At 33.6% G+C, this 18,991-nt stretch carries 32 protein-coding genes and 2 tRNA genes; all 34 read right to left on the bottom strand.

The features are described 5' to 3' along the window. Nucleotides 1-3: 3 nt before the first annotated feature. Nucleotides 4-498 carry a transcription elongation factor GreA gene (greA, locus tag AAHF52_RS06270; RefSeq protein WP_007302559.1) on the bottom strand — a complete coding sequence of 165 codons (495 nt, stop codon included), beginning with the start codon at nt 496-498 and terminating at the stop codon, nt 4-6. Nucleotides 499-507: 9 nt separating this feature from the next. Then, the gene (atpA, locus tag AAHF52_RS06265) at nt 508-2,049 is read right to left on the bottom strand and encodes a F0F1 ATP synthase subunit alpha (protein WP_007302558.1); all 1,542 of its coding nucleotides are present in this window, start codon (nt 2,047-2,049) and stop codon (nt 508-510) included. Beyond that, on the bottom strand, nt 2,046-2,594 hold the full coding sequence (gene atpH / locus AAHF52_RS06260; protein WP_007302557.1) for an ATP synthase F1 subunit delta: 549 nt from the start codon (nt 2,592-2,594) through the stop codon (nt 2,046-2,048). The genes atpA and atpH overlap by 4 nt, the downstream gene beginning before the upstream one ends. A gap of 38 nt (nt 2,595-2,632) precedes the next feature. After that, nucleotides 2,633-2,986: a YraN family protein gene (locus AAHF52_RS06255; protein ID WP_010404733.1), complete on the bottom strand. Its 354-nt coding sequence runs from the start codon at nt 2,984-2,986 to the stop codon at nt 2,633-2,635. An 11-nt stretch (nt 2,987-2,997) separates the two neighbouring features. After that, entirely contained in the window at nt 2,998-3,426 is a 429-nt protein-coding gene (gene rplQ / locus AAHF52_RS06250) for a 50S ribosomal protein L17 (protein ID WP_010404731.1), read from the bottom strand. Nucleotides 3,427-3,433: 7 nt separating this feature from the next. Continuing rightward, nucleotides 3,434-4,501: a DNA-directed RNA polymerase subunit alpha gene (locus AAHF52_RS06245; protein WP_007302554.1), complete on the bottom strand. Its 1,068-nt coding sequence runs from the start codon at nt 4,499-4,501 to the stop codon at nt 3,434-3,436. Nucleotides 4,502-4,521: 20 nt separating this feature from the next. Continuing rightward, nucleotides 4,522-4,908, bottom strand: a complete 387-nt coding sequence (rpsK, locus tag AAHF52_RS06240; RefSeq protein WP_006012273.1) for a 30S ribosomal protein S11 — start codon at nt 4,906-4,908, stop codon at nt 4,522-4,524. Between the two features lie 24 nt (nt 4,909-4,932). After that, a complete protein-coding gene (rpsM, locus tag AAHF52_RS06235; RefSeq protein WP_007302553.1) occupies nt 4,933-5,301 on the bottom strand; it encodes a 30S ribosomal protein S13 in 369 nt (122 codons plus the stop codon). 59 nt (nt 5,302-5,360) lie between these two features. Next, a complete protein-coding gene (locus AAHF52_RS06230; protein ID WP_052265056.1) occupies nt 5,361-6,002 on the bottom strand; it encodes an adenylate kinase family protein in 642 nt (213 codons plus the stop codon). Then, the gene (gene secY, locus AAHF52_RS06225; RefSeq protein ID WP_264376745.1) at nt 5,999-7,327 is read right to left on the bottom strand and encodes a preprotein translocase subunit SecY; all 1,329 of its coding nucleotides are present in this window, start codon (nt 7,325-7,327) and stop codon (nt 5,999-6,001) included. Before secY ends, AAHF52_RS06230 begins: the two co-directional genes overlap by 4 nt. Nucleotides 7,328-7,330: 3 nt before the next feature. Further along, the gene (gene rplO / locus AAHF52_RS06220; RefSeq protein ID WP_019236927.1) at nt 7,331-7,801 is read right to left on the bottom strand and encodes a 50S ribosomal protein L15; all 471 of its coding nucleotides are present in this window, start codon (nt 7,799-7,801) and stop codon (nt 7,331-7,333) included. A gap of 3 nt (nt 7,802-7,804) precedes the next feature. Next, nucleotides 7,805-8,317 carry a 30S ribosomal protein S5 gene (rpsE, locus tag AAHF52_RS06215; protein WP_007302549.1) on the bottom strand — a complete coding sequence of 171 codons (513 nt, stop codon included), beginning with the start codon at nt 8,315-8,317 and terminating at the stop codon, nt 7,805-7,807. 12 nt (nt 8,318-8,329) lie between these two features. After that, a complete protein-coding gene (rplR, locus tag AAHF52_RS06210; RefSeq protein WP_213863922.1) occupies nt 8,330-8,701 on the bottom strand; it encodes a 50S ribosomal protein L18 in 372 nt (123 codons plus the stop codon). Between the two features lie 5 nt (nt 8,702-8,706). Then, the gene (gene rplF / locus AAHF52_RS06205; protein WP_007302547.1) at nt 8,707-9,252 is read right to left on the bottom strand and encodes a 50S ribosomal protein L6; all 546 of its coding nucleotides are present in this window, start codon (nt 9,250-9,252) and stop codon (nt 8,707-8,709) included. Between the two features lie 16 nt (nt 9,253-9,268). After that, complete coding sequence (gene rpsH / locus AAHF52_RS06200; RefSeq protein ID WP_007302546.1) at nt 9,269-9,664, bottom strand: 30S ribosomal protein S8; 396 nt, start codon at nt 9,662-9,664, stop codon at nt 9,269-9,271. Nucleotides 9,665-9,686: 22 nt separating this feature from the next. Next, nucleotides 9,687-9,995, bottom strand: a complete 309-nt coding sequence (gene rpsN / locus AAHF52_RS06195; RefSeq protein WP_007302545.1) for a 30S ribosomal protein S14 — start codon at nt 9,993-9,995, stop codon at nt 9,687-9,689. Between the two features lie 12 nt (nt 9,996-10,007). After that, nucleotides 10,008-10,544 carry a 50S ribosomal protein L5 gene (rplE, locus tag AAHF52_RS06190; RefSeq protein ID WP_019236924.1) on the bottom strand — a complete coding sequence of 179 codons (537 nt, stop codon included), beginning with the start codon at nt 10,542-10,544 and terminating at the stop codon, nt 10,008-10,010. A gap of 6 nt (nt 10,545-10,550) precedes the next feature. Further along, nucleotides 10,551-10,868 (bottom strand): 50S ribosomal protein L24, encoded by a 318-nt coding sequence (rplX, locus tag AAHF52_RS06185; protein WP_010404700.1) that lies wholly within the window; start codon nt 10,866-10,868, stop codon nt 10,551-10,553. Then, a complete protein-coding gene (rplN, locus tag AAHF52_RS06180; RefSeq protein WP_007302542.1) occupies nt 10,868-11,227 on the bottom strand; it encodes a 50S ribosomal protein L14 in 360 nt (119 codons plus the stop codon). The genes rplX and rplN overlap by 1 nt, the downstream gene beginning before the upstream one ends. An 18-nt stretch (nt 11,228-11,245) precedes the next feature. Beyond that, entirely contained in the window at nt 11,246-11,476 is a 231-nt protein-coding gene (gene rpsQ / locus AAHF52_RS06175; protein ID WP_010404696.1) for a 30S ribosomal protein S17, read from the bottom strand. Beyond that, nucleotides 11,469-11,672 carry a 50S ribosomal protein L29 gene (rpmC, locus tag AAHF52_RS06170; protein ID WP_038198186.1) on the bottom strand — a complete coding sequence of 68 codons (204 nt, stop codon included), beginning with the start codon at nt 11,670-11,672 and terminating at the stop codon, nt 11,469-11,471. The genes rpsQ and rpmC overlap by 8 nt, the downstream gene beginning before the upstream one ends. 11 nt (nt 11,673-11,683) lie before the next feature. Then, nucleotides 11,684-12,097 (bottom strand): 50S ribosomal protein L16, encoded by a 414-nt coding sequence (rplP, locus tag AAHF52_RS06165; RefSeq protein ID WP_019236922.1) that lies wholly within the window; start codon nt 12,095-12,097, stop codon nt 11,684-11,686. A gap of 11 nt (nt 12,098-12,108) precedes the next feature. Further along, the gene (rpsC, locus tag AAHF52_RS06160; RefSeq protein WP_019236921.1) at nt 12,109-12,729 is read right to left on the bottom strand and encodes a 30S ribosomal protein S3; all 621 of its coding nucleotides are present in this window, start codon (nt 12,727-12,729) and stop codon (nt 12,109-12,111) included. Between the two features lie 39 nt (nt 12,730-12,768). Next, nucleotides 12,769-13,119: a 50S ribosomal protein L22 gene (gene rplV, locus AAHF52_RS06155; RefSeq protein WP_007302537.1), complete on the bottom strand. Its 351-nt coding sequence runs from the start codon at nt 13,117-13,119 to the stop codon at nt 12,769-12,771. A 9-nt stretch (nt 13,120-13,128) separates the two neighbouring features. Further along, nucleotides 13,129-13,413 (bottom strand): 30S ribosomal protein S19, encoded by a 285-nt coding sequence (rpsS, locus tag AAHF52_RS06150; protein WP_010404687.1) that lies wholly within the window; start codon nt 13,411-13,413, stop codon nt 13,129-13,131. Between the two features lie 3 nt (nt 13,414-13,416). After that, nucleotides 13,417-14,241: a 50S ribosomal protein L2 gene (gene rplB / locus AAHF52_RS06145; protein ID WP_214303489.1), complete on the bottom strand. Its 825-nt coding sequence runs from the start codon at nt 14,239-14,241 to the stop codon at nt 13,417-13,419. 1 nt (nt 14,242) lies between these two features. Beyond that, nucleotides 14,243-14,530, bottom strand: coding sequence for a 50S ribosomal protein L23 (locus AAHF52_RS06140; RefSeq protein WP_010404680.1), 288 nt, complete (start codon nt 14,528-14,530; stop codon nt 14,243-14,245). Continuing rightward, nucleotides 14,527-15,141, bottom strand: a complete 615-nt coding sequence (gene rplD, locus AAHF52_RS06135) for a 50S ribosomal protein L4 (RefSeq protein ID WP_007302533.1) — start codon at nt 15,139-15,141, stop codon at nt 14,527-14,529. Before rplD ends, AAHF52_RS06140 begins: the two co-directional genes overlap by 4 nt. Before the next feature lie 2 nt (nt 15,142-15,143). Continuing rightward, the gene (gene rplC / locus AAHF52_RS06130; RefSeq protein ID WP_029237662.1) at nt 15,144-15,866 is read right to left on the bottom strand and encodes a 50S ribosomal protein L3; all 723 of its coding nucleotides are present in this window, start codon (nt 15,864-15,866) and stop codon (nt 15,144-15,146) included. 9 nt (nt 15,867-15,875) lie between these two features. Further along, complete coding sequence (gene rpsJ, locus AAHF52_RS06125; protein WP_012482004.1) at nt 15,876-16,196, bottom strand: 30S ribosomal protein S10; 321 nt, start codon at nt 16,194-16,196, stop codon at nt 15,876-15,878. 14 nt (nt 16,197-16,210) lie between these two features. Next, entirely contained in the window at nt 16,211-17,383 is a 1,173-nt protein-coding gene (gene tuf, locus AAHF52_RS06120) for an elongation factor Tu (RefSeq protein ID WP_007301992.1), read from the bottom strand. A gap of 78 nt (nt 17,384-17,461) precedes the next feature. Further along, nucleotides 17,462-17,532: transfer RNA gene (locus tag AAHF52_RS06115), tRNA-Gly, on the bottom strand. A gap of 4 nt (nt 17,533-17,536) precedes the next feature. Continuing rightward, nucleotides 17,537-17,618, bottom strand: a tRNA-Tyr gene (locus AAHF52_RS06110). Nucleotides 17,619-17,727: 109 nt separating this feature from the next. Further along, nucleotides 17,728-18,816, bottom strand: a complete 1,089-nt coding sequence (gene carA / locus AAHF52_RS06105; RefSeq protein ID WP_052265062.1) for a glutamine-hydrolyzing carbamoyl-phosphate synthase small subunit — start codon at nt 18,814-18,816, stop codon at nt 17,728-17,730. Between the last annotated feature and the right edge of the window lie 175 nt (nt 18,817-18,991).

Genomic DNA, 18,991 nt, shown 5'->3' with positions numbered 1-18,991 from the left:
GATTTACTTAAACTCAATCTTAACTATTTTATACAATTTCTCTCCATTTGGCACTATCACTTCCACATACTCACCAACTTTTTTGCCAATTAAAGCACTACCGAGTGGTGAATCCGTAGAGATCAATTGCTTTGAAGCATCAGCTTCATATCCACCTACAATCTTATAAACATATTCAATTTCACTGTTATCATCACCGAGCATGCTTACCGTAACAGTTGCACCAAACATTACTGTATCACCAGACAAATTTTTTACTTCTATCACTTCTGCATGTGAAAGTTTACTTTCTACCTCAATTATACGGCCTTCAATAAAACTTAATCTCTCCCGTGCTGCATGATATTCTGCATTTTCTGATAAATCGCCTTGATCACGAGCATCAGAAATAGCCTGTATGATAGAAGGTTTTTCTTCCTTTAATTTCTCAAGTTCGACTTGCATACTCTCAAAACCTTCCCTTGTAATAGGAAACTTGTTAACAATGGATGAAGTCATAATCACCGCCTAAACGCAATTAAATTGAGTGACAAAATCACTCACAATACCAAGAATATCATCTTTTATATCATCATTCATGTCACCTGACAACTTTTTTAAAACTCCAGGGTGAACAGTTTGAAAATAATTGATAAGATCACACTCGAACCTATTGATGTTGCTCACCTGTACCTTATTTAATTGACCATACAGATTAGAAAAGATATACATAAGCAATACTTGCTCTTCTATTTGCATAGGTGAATACTGTTTTTGCTTTAATAATTCAATAAGGTATTTACCTTTGTTTAAGGACAATTGAACAGTAGCATCAAGATCAGAACCAAATTTAGCAAAGTCTTCCAGTTCTCTATATTGGGCCAAACTCAGCTTTATAGAACCAGCAACTTTTTTCACAGATTTCAATTGTGCAGCAGAGCCAACCCGAGAAACCGATAAACCTATATTCACTGCAGGGCGAAATCCTTTGTGAAACAATTCAGACTCAAGAAAAATTTGTCCATCGGTAATTGAAATCACATTAGTTGGAACATATGCAGATACATCGCCAGCCTGAGTCTCAATAATCGGCAAAGCAGTCAAAGATCCCTGTCCTTTTTCATCAGACATTTTGGCAGCTCTTTCAAGCAAGCGAGAGTGTACATAGAATATATCTCCAGGATAAGCTTCACGACCAGGAGGACGTCTAAGCAATAAGGACATCTGCCTATATGCCACAGCATGCTTAGATAAATCATCATATACCACCAAGCAATGCATTCCATTATCACGGAAAAATTCTCCAATAGTGCAACCGGTATAAGGTGCTAAAAATTGCATAGGCGCGCAGTCAGATGCGCTAGCCACAACTACGGTTGTATACTCTAATGCTCCACTTTCTTTTAGCTTATTCACCACTTTTGCTACTGTCGAAATTTTTTGTCCAATAGCAACATAAACACAGTAAATTTTTTGATTTTCGTTTACCTCATCATTAATCTTCTTCTGATTGATAATAGTATCAATCGCAATAGTGGTTTTACCAATTTGTCTATCGCCAATAATTAATTCACGTTGCCCTCTACCTATAGGAATCAACAAATCTATAATTTTAATTCCTGTCTGCAGAGGTTCATGCACAGATTTACGGTCAATAATACCTGGCGCTTTAGATTCTATATACATTTTGTTCTTGGCTCTAATTTCTCCGCCATCGTCTATAGGATCGCCTAATGCATTTACAACTCTCCCTAATAATTCATGACCTACAGGCACCTGTACAACATCACCACTACATTTTACAACGTCCCCTTCTTTTACATCACGGTCATTGCCAAGCACAACTATTCCAGCTGTATCATGATCTAAATCAAGAACTATTCCTTCTACACCGCTTGCAAAAGATACCTTTTCACCAAACTTTGCTTTTTCCAGCCCATAGACCAATGTGATACCATCCGTTACTGAAATTACTTCACCTATATTTTCTCGTTTTATAGGATTATCAAATGTCTCAACCTTCTCTTTTATTATGTTTACTACTTCAGAGGCATTTATGCTATTCTTCATATACAATTCCTTATTTTCAACATTTCCATTTTACTCAAATCAACCAATCTATCCAAATAACTCTTAAGCGAAGCATCAATCACGTTAAAACCATACCTAACTACAAAGCCACCTAGTATAGAAGGATCAACCACATGACTGACTTTTATTATTTTACCAAGAAAGTTCAAAGATTCAGTAATTATTTTTATATCAGGTTTCTTTAAAATCTCTGCTGATTTTATAGTAATTTCCAATTCATTTTCACTTTCCCTTACAAGATTTAAGAATTTTTCTAATATAAGGATTAATAAACGGGAGCGCTTGTTTGCAAGTGTAACCATAATAAATTTGACTAAGTTTTCACTCAAGTTCTCCTTTATAGAAAGTATCGCTTCTTTTTTGTGCAAAAGAGAAACCATAGGATGAGATAGATACACAAAAACATCTTGATCTTTAAAAAAAGCTAACAAAAATTCTACTTCTTTTCTTATAATACCTAATCTGCTTCCTGAGACATGAAACAGTGCTCTAGCATAAGATGAAACTAAATTATTGTTTTTCATATTCAATTACCTGTTCTAGTAAATCTAAATTATTTTAGCTACCATTGTTCAATCCAAGCATTTTTTATATAAATAGGTCTTCTCCTTAAGGAAAGAAAACATAAATCATATCTGACTGAATAATCTAAAAAATCAAGATTTTTACTTAAGAAATATTTAGAAGAATTTATAATAGACTGACACTGAAAATGAGATATCGGTACTTCTTTTCCAAATAAACTTGTTTTAACTTCTATAAAAATCAGCTCCCTTTTTTTAGATACAATTAAGTCAATTTCACCCAACTTACAACGGAAGCGACGTTTTATAACATTATAGAATTTCAGCTTTAAATATATCGAAACTAACAATTCTCCAAAGTAACCTACAAAATAGCGTAACCTACTTACCATAAAAAGAATAATTAGCTTTGTGTAACTACTTTGCTTCCTTTTTTATTTTTACTATAAATCTCACCTTTTGCTGAAATATCTCTATCAACTAGCTCTATCACTGCCATTGGAGCGCAATCACCCTTTCGAGTACCAAATTTTATTATTCTAGAATATCCACCTTTACGGTCTTGATAACGATTAGCTAGAACGCTTAATAATTTATCAACTACTAACTTACTATTATGAAGACGTGAAAGCAAAAGCCTTCTACCATGTAAAGAATCGTTATTCTTAGCAATTGTAATAAACTTTTCCACATATGGACGAAGTGCTTTAGCCTTTGGTAAAGTAGTTACAATCTGCTCATGATTAATTAACGAGATAGATAGATTCTTTAACATTGATAACCTATGCTCGGTACAACGAGACAGTTTATTTTTCTTTATTCCATGTTTCATATACTACCTAATCCTCATCAGTATGTTGTTTAGCCAGTTCATCTATATCCTTAGGCGGCCAATTTGGTATATTCATACCCAAAGACAAACCTGAATTATTTAAAATTGCCTTGATTTCATTCAAAGACTTTCGGCCAAAATTAGCAGTTCTTAACATTTCAACTTCCGTCTTTTGCACAAGATCACCTATATAAGTGATATTTTCATTTTTCAGACAGTTATGAGATCTAACAGATAATTCCATTTCATCTACTTTACGCAATAGAACAGGATCATAGCCCAAATCTTTAGCACCACTAGACAAAGAAACTTGCGATTTTTTATAACTCATATCAGAACTAATAAAAGGCTGAAATTGCTCCTGTAATATTCTTGCAGCATAGTCAACAGCTTGACTTGGAGAGATTGTACCATCAGTTTCAATTGACAATATCAGCTTATCTTTATCAGTAACTTGACCAACACGACTATTCTCTACTCTATACGAAACCCTCTCAACAGGACTATATAAAGCATTAACTGGAATAAAACCAATTAAATCTTGTTCATTCATAGACTTTAAAAATTCATTTTCTTTATATTTATTTACAGAAAGATAACCTTTTCCACTAGCAATATATATAGTAATGTTAAGCTCCACATCTTGACCTAGTGTACATATCACCAAATCTTTATTAACAATAGAGCATTGGTCATCAGTTTCTATCATTCCAGCTAATACTTGACAAGGCCCTTTAGCGCTCAAATTTAAGCACTTATTAGACGTGTTATTTAACTTACATCTCAACATGCCCATATTTAATGCTATATCAGTTATGTCTTCCCTAACTCCTTGGATCGAAGTAAATTCATGATTCACGCCTTCAATTTTTATTCCATAAACAGCACTACCGCGAAGAGAAGACAACATTACACGCCTTAATGCATGACCCAACGTTAAAGCAAAACCACTTTCCAAAGGTTCTAGAACTATATCACTTTTTTTACTTGAATCACCTGATATTACCTTAATCGCATTAGGCTTAGTTAATCTATCTAAATTTCCACAGAAAGAGACATTATCACTATAATACATACAAAAACCTTCCAAATATCCTATACTCTTCTTTTTTTCCTTAGTCTACACCCATTATGAGGTATCGCCGTTTTATCTGCAATTGAAGTGACAGTCAATCCACAATTCCGAAGTGCTTTAACTGCAGCTTCTGCACCAAAACCAGGACCACGAATTATTACAGAAACAACCTTCATACCAAATCTCTCTATTACTTTCTTCGCAGCAGAATCGGCAACCTTACCTGCAGCATAAGGTGTGGATTTTCTCGAACCAGAAAAACCACATGCACCAACAGAAGTCTGGTAAAGCGTATTACCACAAACATCAGTCACATTTACAAAAGTATTATTAAAAGTTGCACGAATATGGACAATACCAGTAATAAACCTTTTTGTATTCTTACCAACCGTTTTAACTTTTTTCATAAAAACTCACGATAATAACAAATTTTATTTTTTTCCAGCAATAGGCAATTTAGATCTGCCTTTACGAGTTTTAGCATTAGTATGGGTTCTTTGTCCCCTCACAGGCAAACCTTTTCTATGCCTTAATCCTCTATAGCAACCGATTTCCATTAAAGATTTTATATCCATAGCTACTTTTTTTCTGAGCTCACCCTCTATGACATATTTTTGCCTAATAAAACTACTAATTTTCTCTATATCTTCATCTTGTAATTCTAAAACACGCTTACGCTCATCAATTTTACAGCTACGACAAATTATATTCGCAGTAGTAATACCTATACCATGTATATAAGTTAATGCAAAAGGAACACACTTCTTCACTGGAACATTTATGCCTGCAATACGTGCCACTGATACCTCGATACTTTATTAATAATAACTCTTAATTTATACCATAAAACAACTTATAGTCAAATCAAATTACAAGAAATTTTACTTTCAATCTCTTGCATTACTCTATCAACACTCAAATTAGCGTTAATTGTTAACAACTTGTCCTTATAATACTCGCGCAAACCCTCTATCTGAGAATGATATTCTCTTATCCTCTTATTAATTGCAAGCATATTAGCATCATCAATTCTCTTCTCCAATCTCGTACTTTTACATTTAGCACAAGTAGTATTCTTAAAAGAAGATATACTATATATACTTTTACAATCCAAACAAGTAAGACGATCTTTTAATCTATCAATTGCAATATTATCGTCAAGCTGCAACTCAATTACAAGATCAACATCCCTATTGCATCTTTTTTGCAAAACTTGAGTTAAAAAATGAGCTTGATTTAAATTTCTTGGAAAACCATCTAACAAAAAATCACCATCTATTAATGCAAGCTGGTCACACAATAATTTACATATAACTTCATCTTGAATTAAATTACCAGATTCAACAGTATCCTTTATTCCTTTACCTAATTTACTCCCACTAGATATAATATTCCTTAATAAGTCTCCTACTGAAACTAATTTAAAATTATACTTTGCTATTAACAAACTGGACTGAGTACCCTTACCAGAGCCAGGAGGACCAAAAATTGTAATAATCACTTTAGCTTCCTTGTTTTAGACTCATATTTCTTTATCCAACTATCGTACCTATTTGAAAAAACATAAGATTGTACTTGCATAATAGTATCAGTAATAACGTTAACTATAATCAGCAAGCTCGTCCCACCAAAAATAAATGGTATATCATAATGATACCTCATAATTTCAGGTATAGTACATATTACCACCAAATACGCAGACCCAATAAATGTTAATTTAAAAACTATATCTTGAAGATAATCAGAAGTATGTTTTCCAGGCCCTCTACCAGGAATAAAACCACCATTTTTCCTAAGAAAATCAGCATTTTCCTCTGGATTAAATATAAAATTGGTATAGAAAAAATTAAAAAGTACTATGAGTATTAAGTAAGTTATAATGTACATCACTTTATTTTCCATAAAGCAGTTTAAAATAAAATCAGCAATGGCATGACCCTTATAGAAATTTGCAATTGAAATAGGCGTTAATAAAATTGCGTTAGCAAAAATAGTTGGTATTACACCAGATAAATTGATCTTCAATGGAATGTAAGTAAAATCATCATTATGTAATTTTTTAAACTGTTTTTTGGGATATTGAACAATTACCTTTCTATAAGAAGATTCTGTAAAAATGACTAAAAGGAGCAGTAAAAAAAACAATGCTATAACAAAAAGGGTAATGAAAAACGACATACTACCATTTTTATTTAATGTTAGCAGAGATGATAAAGCATTATGTAATTCAGATGTTATGCCAGTAAAAATGATTAATGAGATACCATTGCCTATACCGCTCACACTGATCCGCTCACCAAGCCATATTAAAAATATAGTTCCACCTAAAAGGCTAAAGACACCTATAGTACGAAACATAATACCAGGTTGAACTACAACTAATACCCCTTCTATATTCATTCTTTCTAACCCTATTAAGATCGTAATTGATTGAAAGATACAAAACACTATAGTCATATAGCGTATATAAGAGTTCATCTTTCGACGTCCCAACTCTCCGTCATTTTTAATTTCATTGATTCCTTTAACGGCAGAAGATAATAATTGCATAACTATGGATGCAACTATGTATGGCATAACGTTTAACGCCAAGATCGTCATTCTAGCTAAAGCGCCACCAGAAAATAAATTAAATACTCCAAAAACACCAGAACTCTCTTTTGGAAATATATCATTGATTATATCAAGATTAATTCCAGGAATAGGAACATAAGTGCCTAAACGATAACAAACTAAAGCCATTAGAGTAAAAAATATACGCTTTAGTAAATCACTTTTATATAACAGCGTAGAATCCAAACTATTAAATGCAAATTTACTGTTCATGATTTACGATAGTATTTCTACACTACCACCAACTGAAGCTACAGATCTTTTTGCAGCTTCTGATGCAAAATCAACATGAAACACAAATTTTTCGCTTAATTTACCCTTATTAAGAAGTTTGATTTTACTTTTAACAGATCTGATAAAACCTAACTTATGCAGTAGCTCCTTATCTATGATAGAATCCTTGACTATTTTTTTAGCTTCCATTAAGCACTGTACATCCCCAACATTAAATATAGAGTATAAGTTTTTGCGTATAGGCTTAAAACCTCTTTTAGGTAAACGAGTATATATAGACTGCTGTCCACCTTCAAAACCATTTATAGAAACGCCACTTCTCGCTTTCTGCCCTTTATGCCCCCTACCGGATGTTTTACCTTTACCACAACCAATACCTCTACCTAATAATTTAGGCTTCTTTTTCTTAGATAATTTGGTAAATATAGAATTTAATTTTACAGCATCATTCATAGTTTACCTATTTCCAACTATCTCACTAATCTTTTTACCCCTCTTACCTGCCACTTGGCGAGGAGATAACATAACATCAAAAGCCTTAAATACTGCACATATAATATTATGAGGATCATTTGATCTAGTAGACTTAGCTACCACATCCTTTATACCTAATACCTCAAAAACCGACCTCATTGCTCCACCAGCAATAATACCTGTTCCAGCTCTTGCAGCTCTTAAAACTATCTCACCAGAACAGAATTTAGCTTTAATATCATGATGTAAAGTTCTACCTTCACGTAAGTACACCCTAATCATCGACTTCTTTGCAGCATTTAAAGCTTTCACTCTTGCTTCAGCAACCTCTGCGTGTTTACCTATTCCACATCCTACCCTACCCTTACCATCACCAACAACAACCAAAGTTGAAAATGAAAATCTTCTACCACCTTTAGTAACCGTTGTTACCCTTCGGACTGAAACCAAAAGTTCTGATAAATCATTATTATTTTGTAAATTCTTTACAGCCATACTTCAAACCTTCTAAAATTCAAATCCAGAGCTTCTTAAAGCTTCAGCAAATTGAGAAATCAATCCTGTATACTTATATGCCCCCCGATCAAAGACGAACCGCTGCTGCAATTTTGTACTAGGGAGACGCTCAATCAATAAAGAAGAAACCTGTTTTATAGTTTCAGCATTAACCCTACCTTTACATACATTCCTAATTTTATCATCCAAAGTAGAAGCAGAAGCTAGGGTTGTTCCTTTTGCATCGTTAATCAACTGAACATAGAAATGTTTATTAGACTTAAATATGGATATACGTAAACGCCCAGCGCTCTTATCGAGCTTCGCTCTATTACGAAGTTTCCTTTTTTCATAGCTACTTAAAAAATTATACAATCTTTTCATTTTAATTACTTCTTTTTATTTACAACCTTACGCAGCATAAATTTGCCTTTTATTACAATACCCTTACCTTTATAAGGATCATATTTTCTAATTTTGCATATATCAGAAGCCACCATATAGACTTTTTGCTTATCCATACCGCGAATCACTAAATGAGTTGGCTTTATACACTTAATCTCAACGTCTTTAGGCACTTTATACTTAATATTATGACTATAACCAAGATATAAAGTCAAATACTTATCATCACATTCTGCTTTATACCCCACACCATTGATCTCAAGATCAACAGAAAAATCATTAACCATACCGTTAATCATGTTATTAATATTACTTCTATAAGTGCCCCATATAGATTTTATTTTATCATAATCATCCCTGCCTTGATCAACAGAAAGTAACAATTGATTATCAACTATCTGACACAGAATGCCACTACACAAGTTCAGCTCTTTTTCTGCCCTAACACTTCTTATTAATACCCTACCATTATTATATTCAACTGAAAGATCAGCAGGAATATTGATAGGTGCGGCACCTATACGAGACATACATTTCTCCTATCATTTAAAATACACGACACAAAACTTCTCCACCAACTTTTAATCTACGTGCATTATAATCGGTCATCACTCCTTTCGGTGTAGATATAATAAAAATTCCAAGACCATTATACGCTTTAGAAATGTCCTTACACTTAGAATAATAACGACAACCGGGCTTTGATACCCTAGCTATATCATTAATCACAGGTGATTTATCATAATACTTCAACTGCACAACAAGGGAAGGGATACTATCACTCTCTTGCTTTTCATAATTAAGAATATACCCTTCCTCTTTTAAGATCTTCAATATAGAAGAATTCACTTTAGAGAATAGGACTCTTGTTTCCCTATGCATTGCCAATTGAGCATTACGTATTCTTGTTAAAAAATCACCAATACCATCAGATAACGACACTATTACACTCCTTATATCACATTTACCAACTAGATTTTGTAACCCCTGGAACTTGTCCAAAAGAACACAAATCACGTAAAACAATCCTACATAAACCAAATTTTCTATATACTCCTCTCGGCCTACCAGTTAAAGCGCATCTATTCCTAATTCTGATTTTAGAAGAATCTCTAGGCAATTTTTTAATCAGCTTACTTTGAGCTGCAAACCTTTTTGCAATAGATAAATCCTTATTATTCATTATAGATTTTAATTCTTCCCTTCTCTCCCTATATTGATCGCATAACTTTATTCTACGAAGATTCTTCTGTATCATGGATTTTTTTGCCATATATATTTTCTCTCAATTATCAAAAAAAGGGAATTTAAGAGCCAGTAATAATTCCTTTGCTTCCTTATCACTAACTGCACTTGTTATAATATTAATATCCATACCTCTAATTTTACTTATTTTATCATAGTCTATTTCTAAAAATGATATATGCTCCTTGATACCAAAGGAAAAATTACCATGACCATCAAATTGCTTCACACTAAACCCTCTAAAATCTTTTTCCCTTGGCAAAGCAATATATATTAATCTTTCTAAGAATTCATACATTTTATTTCTACGCAAAGTCACTTTACAACCTACAGTTGCACCTTTTCTAATTTTGAAACCAGAAATAGATTTTTTTGCAAAGGTTAACACAGGCTTTTGCCCAGCAATCAAATGTAGATTATCAAATGGCTCATTTATCGCTTTATTGTCCGTAGCAGCATCTCCAACGCCCATATTGATACACACCTTGACAAGTTTAGGCACTTGCATTACATTGCTGTAATTAAACTTATCCTTTAAGGATTTTACTATATTATCTTTATACAACTGTTTAAACATATCAACCTAATCTATCACTTCTCCAGAAACTTTTGCAAAACGCACTTTTCTACCATCTATAATCTTAAATCCTACTTTAGTTGGAGTTTTACACTTAGGATCCAATATTGCAACATTGGATACATCAATAGCTAACTCTTTATTCAATATACCACCACCACTACCAGCTCTTGGTTTAGTATGTCTCTTACACACATTTACGCCAGAAACAACTACTTTCTTTTTAGCATCACGTATTATAACTTTGATTACCTTACCAATTTTTCTCTTATCTTTACCAGTTAAAACTATAATATCATCACCACTTTTTATTTTAGCACTCATTATAAAACCTCATCAGCTAATGACATTATTTTCATAAAAGAACCAGATAACAACTTTTTTACTGGACCAAACACCCGAGTGCCAAGTGGTTCACCTTGATCATTAATTAAAACCACAGCATTGCTAGAAAAACGAATTACAGAACCATCAGATTTCTTAACACTATTTTTTACTCTAACAACAACTGCTTTATATACTTTTCCTTTTTCAACTTTACCTTTTGGATTAATAGACTTAGTAGATATAATAATCGTATCACCTACAGATGCAGATTTCCTACCACCTAACAAGCCAATACAAAGCACTGCACGCGCACCAGAATTATCAGCTACTTCTAACAATGTATTTTTTTGAATCATATAAATACCTATTCCTTTTTAGCTATTGATAACAACCCATTTTTTAGTAACAGAAATAGGCTTATGTTCCTGTATTAAAACCCTATCTCCCTTTTTGCAACTATTATTCTCATCATGTGCTGTATACTTCTTGTATTTTTTAATAACTTTTTTATACAGCCTATCCTTATACACTTGTAACACCGAAACCTTTACAGTCTTATCAGACTCAGCATTAGTTACGACACCACAAAAAACCTTCTTAGGCATTTTTTCCCTCTCTCTTTCTTCTATTTAATACAGTTAGACTACGAGCTATGCTCTTTCTTATTAAGCTAAAACGCGAAAAATTGTTGCACTGGCCCAGCTTTTTTTGAAAAGCCAAATTAACAAATTCTTTCCTCAAACTCACAAGAAGTTCATGTAATCCTTGTGAAGATTCTGATTCAAATTTAACTATATCCATTGCAACTCCATTCAATTATGATTAGATATAAATTTACACTTCATAGGAAGCTTAGCAGTCGCTTTTTCAAGCGCCAATCTTGCTAAATGCATGGGAACATCACTACTAATTTCAAACAAAATCCTACCGGGCTTAGCTTTAAATACCCAAAATTCAACACTACCTTTCCCTTTACCCATACGTACATCTGCTGGCTTTTTACTAACCGGAGTATCAGGAAAAATTCTTATCCATACTTTACCAGAGCGTTTTAACGTTCTAGATATTACGCGCCTTGCAGTTTCAATATGCTTGGACTGAACCTTACCTACTTCCATAGCTTTTAATCCATAATCTCCAAAAGACAGCGTGCTACCACCCTTAGCATTACCCTTTATTCTCCCCTTAAATACCTTTTTATATTTACTCTTTTTGGGAACAAACATCTCAATATACCTTAACTACCAACATAAACCCAAACTTTAACTCCTATAATACCACATATAGTCTTCGCTTCACAAAAAGCATAATCTATATTAGCACGCAAAGTGTGTAAAGGCAAACGACCTTCTTTGTACCATTCAGTACGAGCTATTTCAGCTCCGCCAAGACGCCCAGAGCAACTTACTTTAATACCCTCAGCACCCATCTTCAAACAATTTTGAATAGCTTTTTTCATCGCTCTTCTACATGAAATCCTTTTTTCTAGCTGATGTGTAATATTCCTTGATATTAAAACTGCATCTATTTCAGACTTTTTAACTCCTACTACATTCACTTCGACACTACTTTCTACTTTTTTAGCTATTTTTTGCTTTATCTTCTCAACATCCAAACCTTTCTTACCTATTATAACTCCAGGCTTAGAAGAATGTATTATTACAGACACTAAAGTAACTGTACGCTCTACAGTTACTTTAGAAATACCAGCATGCTTAAAGGATTCATTTATATAACTGCGAATAAATAGATCTTGATGCAATTTCTGTTTATAATCGTCCGTAGCACACCAAACAGAATCCCAGGTATTACTATTTATTTGCAATCTAAATACTTTAGGATTAACCTTCTGTCCCATATTTTTACACTTTCCTTATTAATTTTCCATTTCTATAAATCATACAATTTCTTTCAATTTTATAGTTATATTACTATAAAATTTGCTCATTCTATTAGCCCTACCCATAGCTTTTGGATATACTCTACGCAAAGTAAGTGACTTACCTATTAAAATTTCCTTTATATATAAATTATCAACGTTCAATCCATAATTATTTTGAGCATTAGCAATTGCAGAATTCAACACCTTCATTATAAAACCGGCAGCCTTTTTTTCACAAAATCTTAATTGTACATTAGCAAAAGAAACTTTTTTATTACGCACTAAATCAGCAACCAAATTTAATTTGCGAGGAGTTGATCTTAAAACCTTAGAACCAGCCTCAACTATTATATCCCTATTTTTCATATCAATTGCCTACCTTCTTGTTGCCTTTTTATCACCACCATGCCCAGTAAATTTACGAGTAGGTGAAAATTCACCGAATTTATGACCTATCATATTCTGATTATCAACACTAACAGGAATGTAATCTTTACCATTATAAACAGCAAATTTTAAACCCAAACAATTAGGAAGAATTACAGAAGCCCTGGAATGAATTTTTATCACCTTATTAATAGAACCCTCTTTTAAAGCCCTCTGAACTAATCTTAGTACAGATGGATGTAAAAAAGGTGGTTTCCATACAGATCTACTCATAAATTAACCTTTCAATTTTTTTATATACTTATCACTAGATTTATTTTTTTTCCTAGTTTTCTTTCCTTTTGTTGCAACACCCCAAGGAGTAACAGGATGACGACCGCCAGAAGTTTTTCCCTCTCCACCTCCATGAGGGTGATCAATCGGATTCATTGCAACTCCACGCACAGCAGGTCTAATTCCAAGCCACCTACTTCTCCCAGCCTTACCCAGCTTTCTATTTTTATGATCAAGATTAGACACTACACCAATAGTAGCTTTACAAGAAGATAAAATCAACCTAACTTGACCAGATCTAAGCCGCAATAAAACATATTGACCATCACGACCAACAATTTGCGCACAACAACCCGCAGCTCTAGCAATTACAGCACCACCACCTGGCTTCAATTCAACATTATGAACAAAAGAACCAACAGGTATATATTTCAACAACAAACAATTACCTGGCAGAATATCAGCATCATCTCCAGCTGTCACAACATCACCAGGCTTCATACCCTGAGGAGCTAATATATAAGATTTAGTATCATCTTCCTTATATGATATTAATGCTAAGAACCCACTTCTATTTGGATCATACTCTATTTTCTCAACCATACCCTGATCACTTCTATTACGTTTAAAATCTATAACTCTATACTTCTTCTTGTGACCACCACCCCTGTGACGAGTTGTAATTCTACCATGATTATTTCTTCCACCACTGGATTTCTTACCAAATACAAGAGACTTCTCCGGCTTATCTTTTGATAAACCAATTTTACTTATTAATATAGTCCCACGAGAAGACGGAGTAACAGGATTAAAAAATTTCATACCCATATTAAACGCTCATTATATCTAATTTTTGACCATCTATCAAAGAAAAATAGACCTTTTTTCTCTGTTTTTTACAACCAACCACACCCCTGAAACGTCTATATTTAGGTTTAACTCTAATAACATTTATAGAAGAAATTCTGACATTAAATAAAGACTCTATTGCCGATTTTATTTGACGCTTATTTACATTTACAAAAACATACAAAGAGTATTTATTAAACTTCTCTCTTAAAAGAGAAGCCTTTTCTGTGATTACAGGAGATTTTATTATATTATTATATTTAATCATAACAATCTACCTTCAAGATGCTTTAAAGTGTCTTTTGTTAACATCACGCATTCATGATTCAATATATCAAAAACATTTAACCCAATAGGTTTGATTAAATCTACATAATGCAAATTTTTAGCAGCACGTAACAAATCATCTCCATAATCACCAACTATTAAAAAAGAAGAAAATTTAAAATTTTTAATATATTCACACATTTTAGATGTTTTCTTCACATCAACATTTAAACTATCAAGAACAACAACTTGATTATTTAAATATTTTAGAGATAAAGCAATTTTCAAACCAAATTTACGTACTTTTTTATTAAGAGAATAAGCATGACTCCTCACAACAGGACCAAAAATAATTCCACCACCTCTAAACTGAGGAGATCGCAAGCTCCCCTGTCTCGCCCTACCGGTACGTTTTTGACCATACGGCTTAGCTGTTGTACCAGAAACATCACTGATACCCTTTGTTTTATGAGCACCAACTCTTCTCTTTGCTAATTGCCATCTCACTATATCATGCAAAATACTCAATTTTTGCTTGGCAGAAAATATCAAGGGATTAAGCTCAACACTACCTACATTATTATTAGATAGATCAACTAATTCACATTCCATAACTAACTCACCAAATTATTAGCATCATCACTCATATTCAACAGCAGACCTGCTGGAAAAGGAACATCTTTATGTAAAGGCTTTTTAACTGCATCTCTCACAAAAACATAAGAGTTTTTAAACCCAGGAACATTATTACCCTTTACAGCAATTATGCTATTTTCATAATCAATGGATAATATTTTCATATTCTGTACAGTCACTCTGCTATTACCTAAATGACCAGCCATTTTCTTCCCCTTGAATACTCTACCAGGATCTTGACATTGACCAGTAGAACCTTGTGATCTATGAGCAATAGAAACGCCATGAGATGCCCTAAGCCCACTGAAGTTATGCCGCTTCATCACACCAGCAAACCCTTTGCCTAAAGAATAACCCGTAATGTCAAGATATTGACCAACTACAAAATGATTAACCCCCACCTTTTTACCACATTCTATTCCGAATAGATCAGTTAATCTACTTTCGTATAATTTACATTTACTATTTATACCCTTTTTCTTTAAATATTCCAACTGAGGTTTTGCTATTTTTTTTAAATCCCCTGTGCCTAAAATGACTGAATTGTAGCCACATTTATCTTGTCCTTTTATATCGATAATATAAGTTTCGCTGAGATGCAATAAGGTTACAGCCATGCGACTATTATCAAAATACATAGCAGTATGGCCAACATTGGTCATTAACAAACCAATTCTCCTAAGCGAATTTATTCTCTTCATTTCCTTTTCCTAAATATTGACTTCCTTAACCTTTAAATCCACTTCTACACCAGCAGAAAAAGATAAATCTGCAAGCATCTTCATCATAGTAGAAGTAGGATTATGTACAATAATTAACCGCTTAGAAATTCTCATTTCAAATTGCTCACGAGATTTTTTATCAACATGAGGAGACCTATTAACAGTAAATTTAGAATCTTTTCTTGGCAACGCAATCGGACCAGATAAATCTGCATTAAACTGCTTTAATTGATCAATAAACTCGCGAATACACTTTTCCAACAAAGAACAATCGAAAGCTTTGATTCTAATATATATATCTTGCTTCATCTTAGTTATTATACTCATTCTAAAATTTCCGAAACAACGCCAGAACCAACAGTTCTACCACCTTCTCTTATCGCAAAACGTAATCCTTTATCCATTGCTATTGGTACTTGCAACTCCACTTCTATACTTACATTGTCCCCTGGCATTACCATCTCCTTTCCATCTAGCAATTTTATGCTCCCAGTTACATCCGTTGTCCTTAAATAAAACTGTGGCTGATAATTTCCAAAAAATGGTGTATGCCTTCCTCCTTCTTCTTTCTTCAATATATACACCTCCGCATTAAATTTCTTATGCGGGGTTATTGTCCCTGGTTTTGCCAATACTTGCCCTCTCTCCACTTCTTCTCTCTTTGTTCCTCTTAGTAGTATTCCTACATTGAGTCCTGCACTTCCCTTATCTAGCAACTTCTTAAACATCTCAACACCAGTACATATCGTCTTTTGCGTCGCTTTCAGACCTATTATCTCTATCTCATCCCCTGTCTTTATCTCCCCCTTCTCTATTCTTCCTGTTACTACCGTCCCTCGGCCCGATATTGAAAATACATCTTCTATTGGCAACAAAAACGGCAAATCTATAGGCCTTGGAGGTACTGCCACATACTCATCTAACTTCTCCATCAATTTATCTATTGATTTCTTTCCATACTCACTACTATCATCCTCTAATGCTTTTAACGCAGACCCAACTATCATAGGCACTTCATCACCTGGAAATCCATACTTACTCAGCAACTCTCTCACTTCCATCTCTACCAAATCTATCATATCAGCATCAGCAACATCAGCTTTATTTATATATACCACGATATATCCAACACCCACCTGTTTTGCCAGCAATATATGCTCTCTCGTTTGTGGCATCGGCCCATCAACCCCTGACACTACCAATATCGCTGCATCCATCTGTGCTGCACCTACTATCATATTCTTTACATAATCAGCATGTCCAGGGCAATCAACGTGTGCATAGTGTCTCTTTTCTGTTTGATATTCAACATGCGCTGTTGCTATTGTTATCCCTCTCTTTCTTTCTTCTGGCGCTTTATCTATTTGATCATATGCTACAAAATTACCATAATGCTTTGTTATCGCCGCTGTTAACGTTGTCTTCCCATGATCCACATGTCCTATCGTTCCCACGTTTACATGCGGCTTTCCAAATGCTTCTACTATCGCTGTCATAATTTTAACTCTTCTACCTAAAATATAAATACATCAACAAATAATATGTTGATTTTATATAAATACAACAAAAAAAAGAGCGGATAGTGGGAATCGAACCCACGTCACTAGCTTGGAAGGCTAGAGCTCTACCATTGAGCTATACCCGCACAATGGAGGAGGTAGGATTCGAACCTACGTACGCAATGCGGACAGATTTACAGTCTGTTACCTTTAACCACTCGGTCACTCCTCCACAAAAATCTGTTAAGAGAACACTACCTTAACTTAAGTTTTATTATTCCTAATATTAAACATCCAAATCCAAAAGATCAAGTAATAAAAGCTAATCTAACTGATTTCAGTTAGATTTTACTTTTATATAACAAAATATTGTCAATAAAACGCCCAAATAAGTAATGTGAATCATGTGTACCTGGCGCTTCTTCTGGATGGTATTGAGTAGAAAAGACTGGGTAATCCTTCATCATTATCCCCTCTACACTATTATCAAATAGAGAAATATGAGTAACTTCAACGTTACTTGGAAGAGAAGCTGAATCAACAACAAAACCATGATTTTGGCTAGTTATCTCAACTTTTTTACTCTCCAGATCATAAACTGGATGATTACTCCCTCGATGACCAATATCCATCTTGACAGTCTTTGCTCCCAAAGTAACTGCAAGTAATTGATGGCCCAGGCATATGCCAAAAACTGGTATTTTAGATTTCACAATAATTTCTATTTCTGAAGTTACACTCTCTCCTATCTCTTGTGGATCACCAGGGCCATTTGAAAGCACTATACCATCTGGATTCATGCTTAATATTTTGTGAGCAAAACCTGTATCTGGTTTGACTAATTCAACCGTACAATCAAGTTCTACTAAGCGTGAGATTATACTATTTTTTACACCGAAATCAACAATTACAACCCTATATTTTGCATTAAGAACGCTTTGAAAGTTATTACTTAAACTGACTTTCTTAGTTATTTCTATTCCATTTACAGATTTGTATTTCTTCAATTCATCTAATATATGTACCTCACTTGACGGACATATCATTCCATTTTGAGATCCATGTTTTCTCAAATATCTCGTCAAAGCTCTAGTATCAATTCCCGATATCCCAACTACATTATTTTTCTCCAACCAATCATTTAAACTAATATATGAAGAAGAGTGAGACATAGGAGAAAGTTCACGCATAACCACACCACTTGCAAAAACTTTTTCTCCTTCATTATCTTTGTGATTTATTCCAACATTACCAATATGAGGAAAAGTGAACGCTATTATTTGATCAGCAAAAGAAGGATCTGTTATAGTATGCTGATAACCTGTCATACCAGTGGTAAAACAAACTTCACCTATACATTTGCCTCTTTTACCTACCGATTTTCCCAAAAAGTACTTGCCATCTTGTAAAACTAAAGCTGCATCCTGCATTTAATTCTCTCAACTCATTTAAAATATTATATAAGAATTTTAAATTACAAGTAAGCAAATACTAAATTTCCCTTTAAGTTTATATAAAATTCAAAATTATAAGTAGCTTTCTTTTTTTATTATTTAGGAAAATTATAGCAAACTTAACTTGTGTGAATAGGCAATAGTCATTACA

Source organism: Wolbachia endosymbiont (group B) of Melanargia galathea, assembly GCF_964030625.1.
Classification (GTDB): domain Bacteria; phylum Pseudomonadota; class Alphaproteobacteria; order Rickettsiales; family Anaplasmataceae; genus Wolbachia.
The sequence above is the reverse complement of the archived record's forward strand: the minus strand, read 5'-3'. Positions and strand labels throughout refer to the sequence as shown.

Excerpts from the sequence above, each read along its gene's own strand:
- greA (WP_007302559.1), bottom strand. The coding sequence starts at position 498 with ATGACTTCATCCATTGTTAACAAGTTTCCTATTACAAGGGAAGGTTTT.
- atpA (WP_007302558.1), bottom strand. The coding sequence starts at position 2,049 with ATGAAGAATAGCATAAATGCCTCTGAAGTAGTAAACATAATAAAAGAG.
- atpH (WP_007302557.1), bottom strand. The coding sequence starts at position 2,594 with ATGAAAAACAATAATTTAGTTTCATCTTATGCTAGAGCACTGTTTCAT.
- AAHF52_RS06255 (WP_010404733.1), bottom strand. The coding sequence starts at position 2,986 with ATGGTAAGTAGGTTACGCTATTTTGTAGGTTACTTTGGAGAATTGTTA.
- rplQ (WP_010404731.1), bottom strand. The coding sequence starts at position 3,426 with ATGAAACATGGAATAAAGAAAAATAAACTGTCTCGTTGTACCGAGCAT.
- AAHF52_RS06245 (WP_007302554.1), bottom strand. The coding sequence starts at position 4,501 with ATGTATTATAGTGATAATGTCTCTTTCTGTGGAAATTTAGATAGATTA.
- rpsK (WP_006012273.1), bottom strand. The coding sequence starts at position 4,908 with ATGAAAAAAGTTAAAACGGTTGGTAAGAATACAAAAAGGTTTATTACT.
- secY (WP_264376745.1), bottom strand. The coding sequence starts at position 7,327 with ATGAACAGTAAATTTGCATTTAATAGTTTGGATTCTACGCTGTTATAT.
- rplO (WP_019236927.1), bottom strand. The coding sequence starts at position 7,801 with ATGAATGATGCTGTAAAATTAAATTCTATATTTACCAAATTATCTAAG.
- rpsE (WP_007302549.1), bottom strand. The coding sequence starts at position 8,317 with ATGGCTGTAAAGAATTTACAAAATAATAATGATTTATCAGAACTTTTG.
- rplR (WP_213863922.1), bottom strand. The coding sequence starts at position 8,701 with ATGAAAAGATTGTATAATTTTTTAAGTAGCTATGAAAAAAGGAAACTT.
- rplF (WP_007302547.1), bottom strand. The coding sequence starts at position 9,252 with ATGTCTCGTATAGGTGCCGCACCTATCAATATTCCTGCTGATCTTTCA.
- rpsN (WP_007302545.1), bottom strand. The coding sequence starts at position 9,995 with ATGGCAAAAAAATCCATGATACAGAAGAATCTTCGTAGAATAAAGTTA.
- rplE (WP_019236924.1), bottom strand. The coding sequence starts at position 10,544 with ATGTTTAAACAGTTGTATAAAGATAATATAGTAAAATCCTTAAAGGAT.
- rplX (WP_010404700.1), bottom strand. The coding sequence starts at position 10,868 with ATGAGTGCTAAAATAAAAAGTGGTGATGATATTATAGTTTTAACTGGT.
- rplN (WP_007302542.1), bottom strand. The coding sequence starts at position 11,227 with ATGATTCAAAAAAATACATTGTTAGAAGTAGCTGATAATTCTGGTGCG.
- rpsQ (WP_010404696.1), bottom strand. The coding sequence starts at position 11,476 with ATGCCTAAGAAGGTTTTTTGTGGTGTCGTAACTAATGCTGAGTCTGAT.
- rpmC (WP_038198186.1), bottom strand. The coding sequence starts at position 11,672 with ATGGATATAGTTAAATTTGAATCAGAATCTTCACAAGGATTACATGAA.
- rplP (WP_019236922.1), bottom strand. The coding sequence starts at position 12,097 with ATGTTTGTTCCCAAAAAGAGTAAATATAAAAAGGTATTTAAGGGGAGA.
- rpsC (WP_019236921.1), bottom strand. The coding sequence starts at position 12,729 with ATGGGACAGAAGGTTAATCCTAAAGTATTTAGATTGCAAATAAATAGT.
- rplV (WP_007302537.1), bottom strand. The coding sequence starts at position 13,119 with ATGAAAAATAGGGATATAATAGTTGAGGCTGGTTCTAAGGTTTTAAGA.
- rpsS (WP_010404687.1), bottom strand. The coding sequence starts at position 13,413 with ATGAGTAGATCTGTATGGAAACCACCTTTTTTACATCCATCTGTACTA.
- rplB (WP_214303489.1), bottom strand. The coding sequence starts at position 14,241 with ATGGGTATGAAATTTTTTAATCCTGTTACTCCGTCTTCTCGTGGGACT.
- AAHF52_RS06140 (WP_010404680.1), bottom strand. The coding sequence starts at position 14,530 with ATGATTAAATATAATAATATAATAAAATCTCCTGTAATCACAGAAAAG.
- rplD (WP_007302533.1), bottom strand. The coding sequence starts at position 15,141 with ATGGAATGTGAATTAGTTGATCTATCTAATAATAATGTAGGTAGTGTT.
- rplC (WP_029237662.1), bottom strand. The coding sequence starts at position 15,866 with ATGAAGAGAATAAATTCGCTTAGGAGAATTGGTTTGTTAATGACCAAT.
- rpsJ (WP_012482004.1), bottom strand. The coding sequence starts at position 16,196 with ATGAAGCAAGATATATATATTAGAATCAAAGCTTTCGATTGTTCTTTG.
- tuf (WP_007301992.1), bottom strand. The coding sequence starts at position 17,383 with ATGACAGCGATAGTAGAAGCATTTGGAAAGCCGCATGTAAACGTGGGA.
- carA (WP_052265062.1), bottom strand. The coding sequence starts at position 18,816 with ATGCAGGATGCAGCTTTAGTTTTACAAGATGGCAAGTACTTTTTGGGA.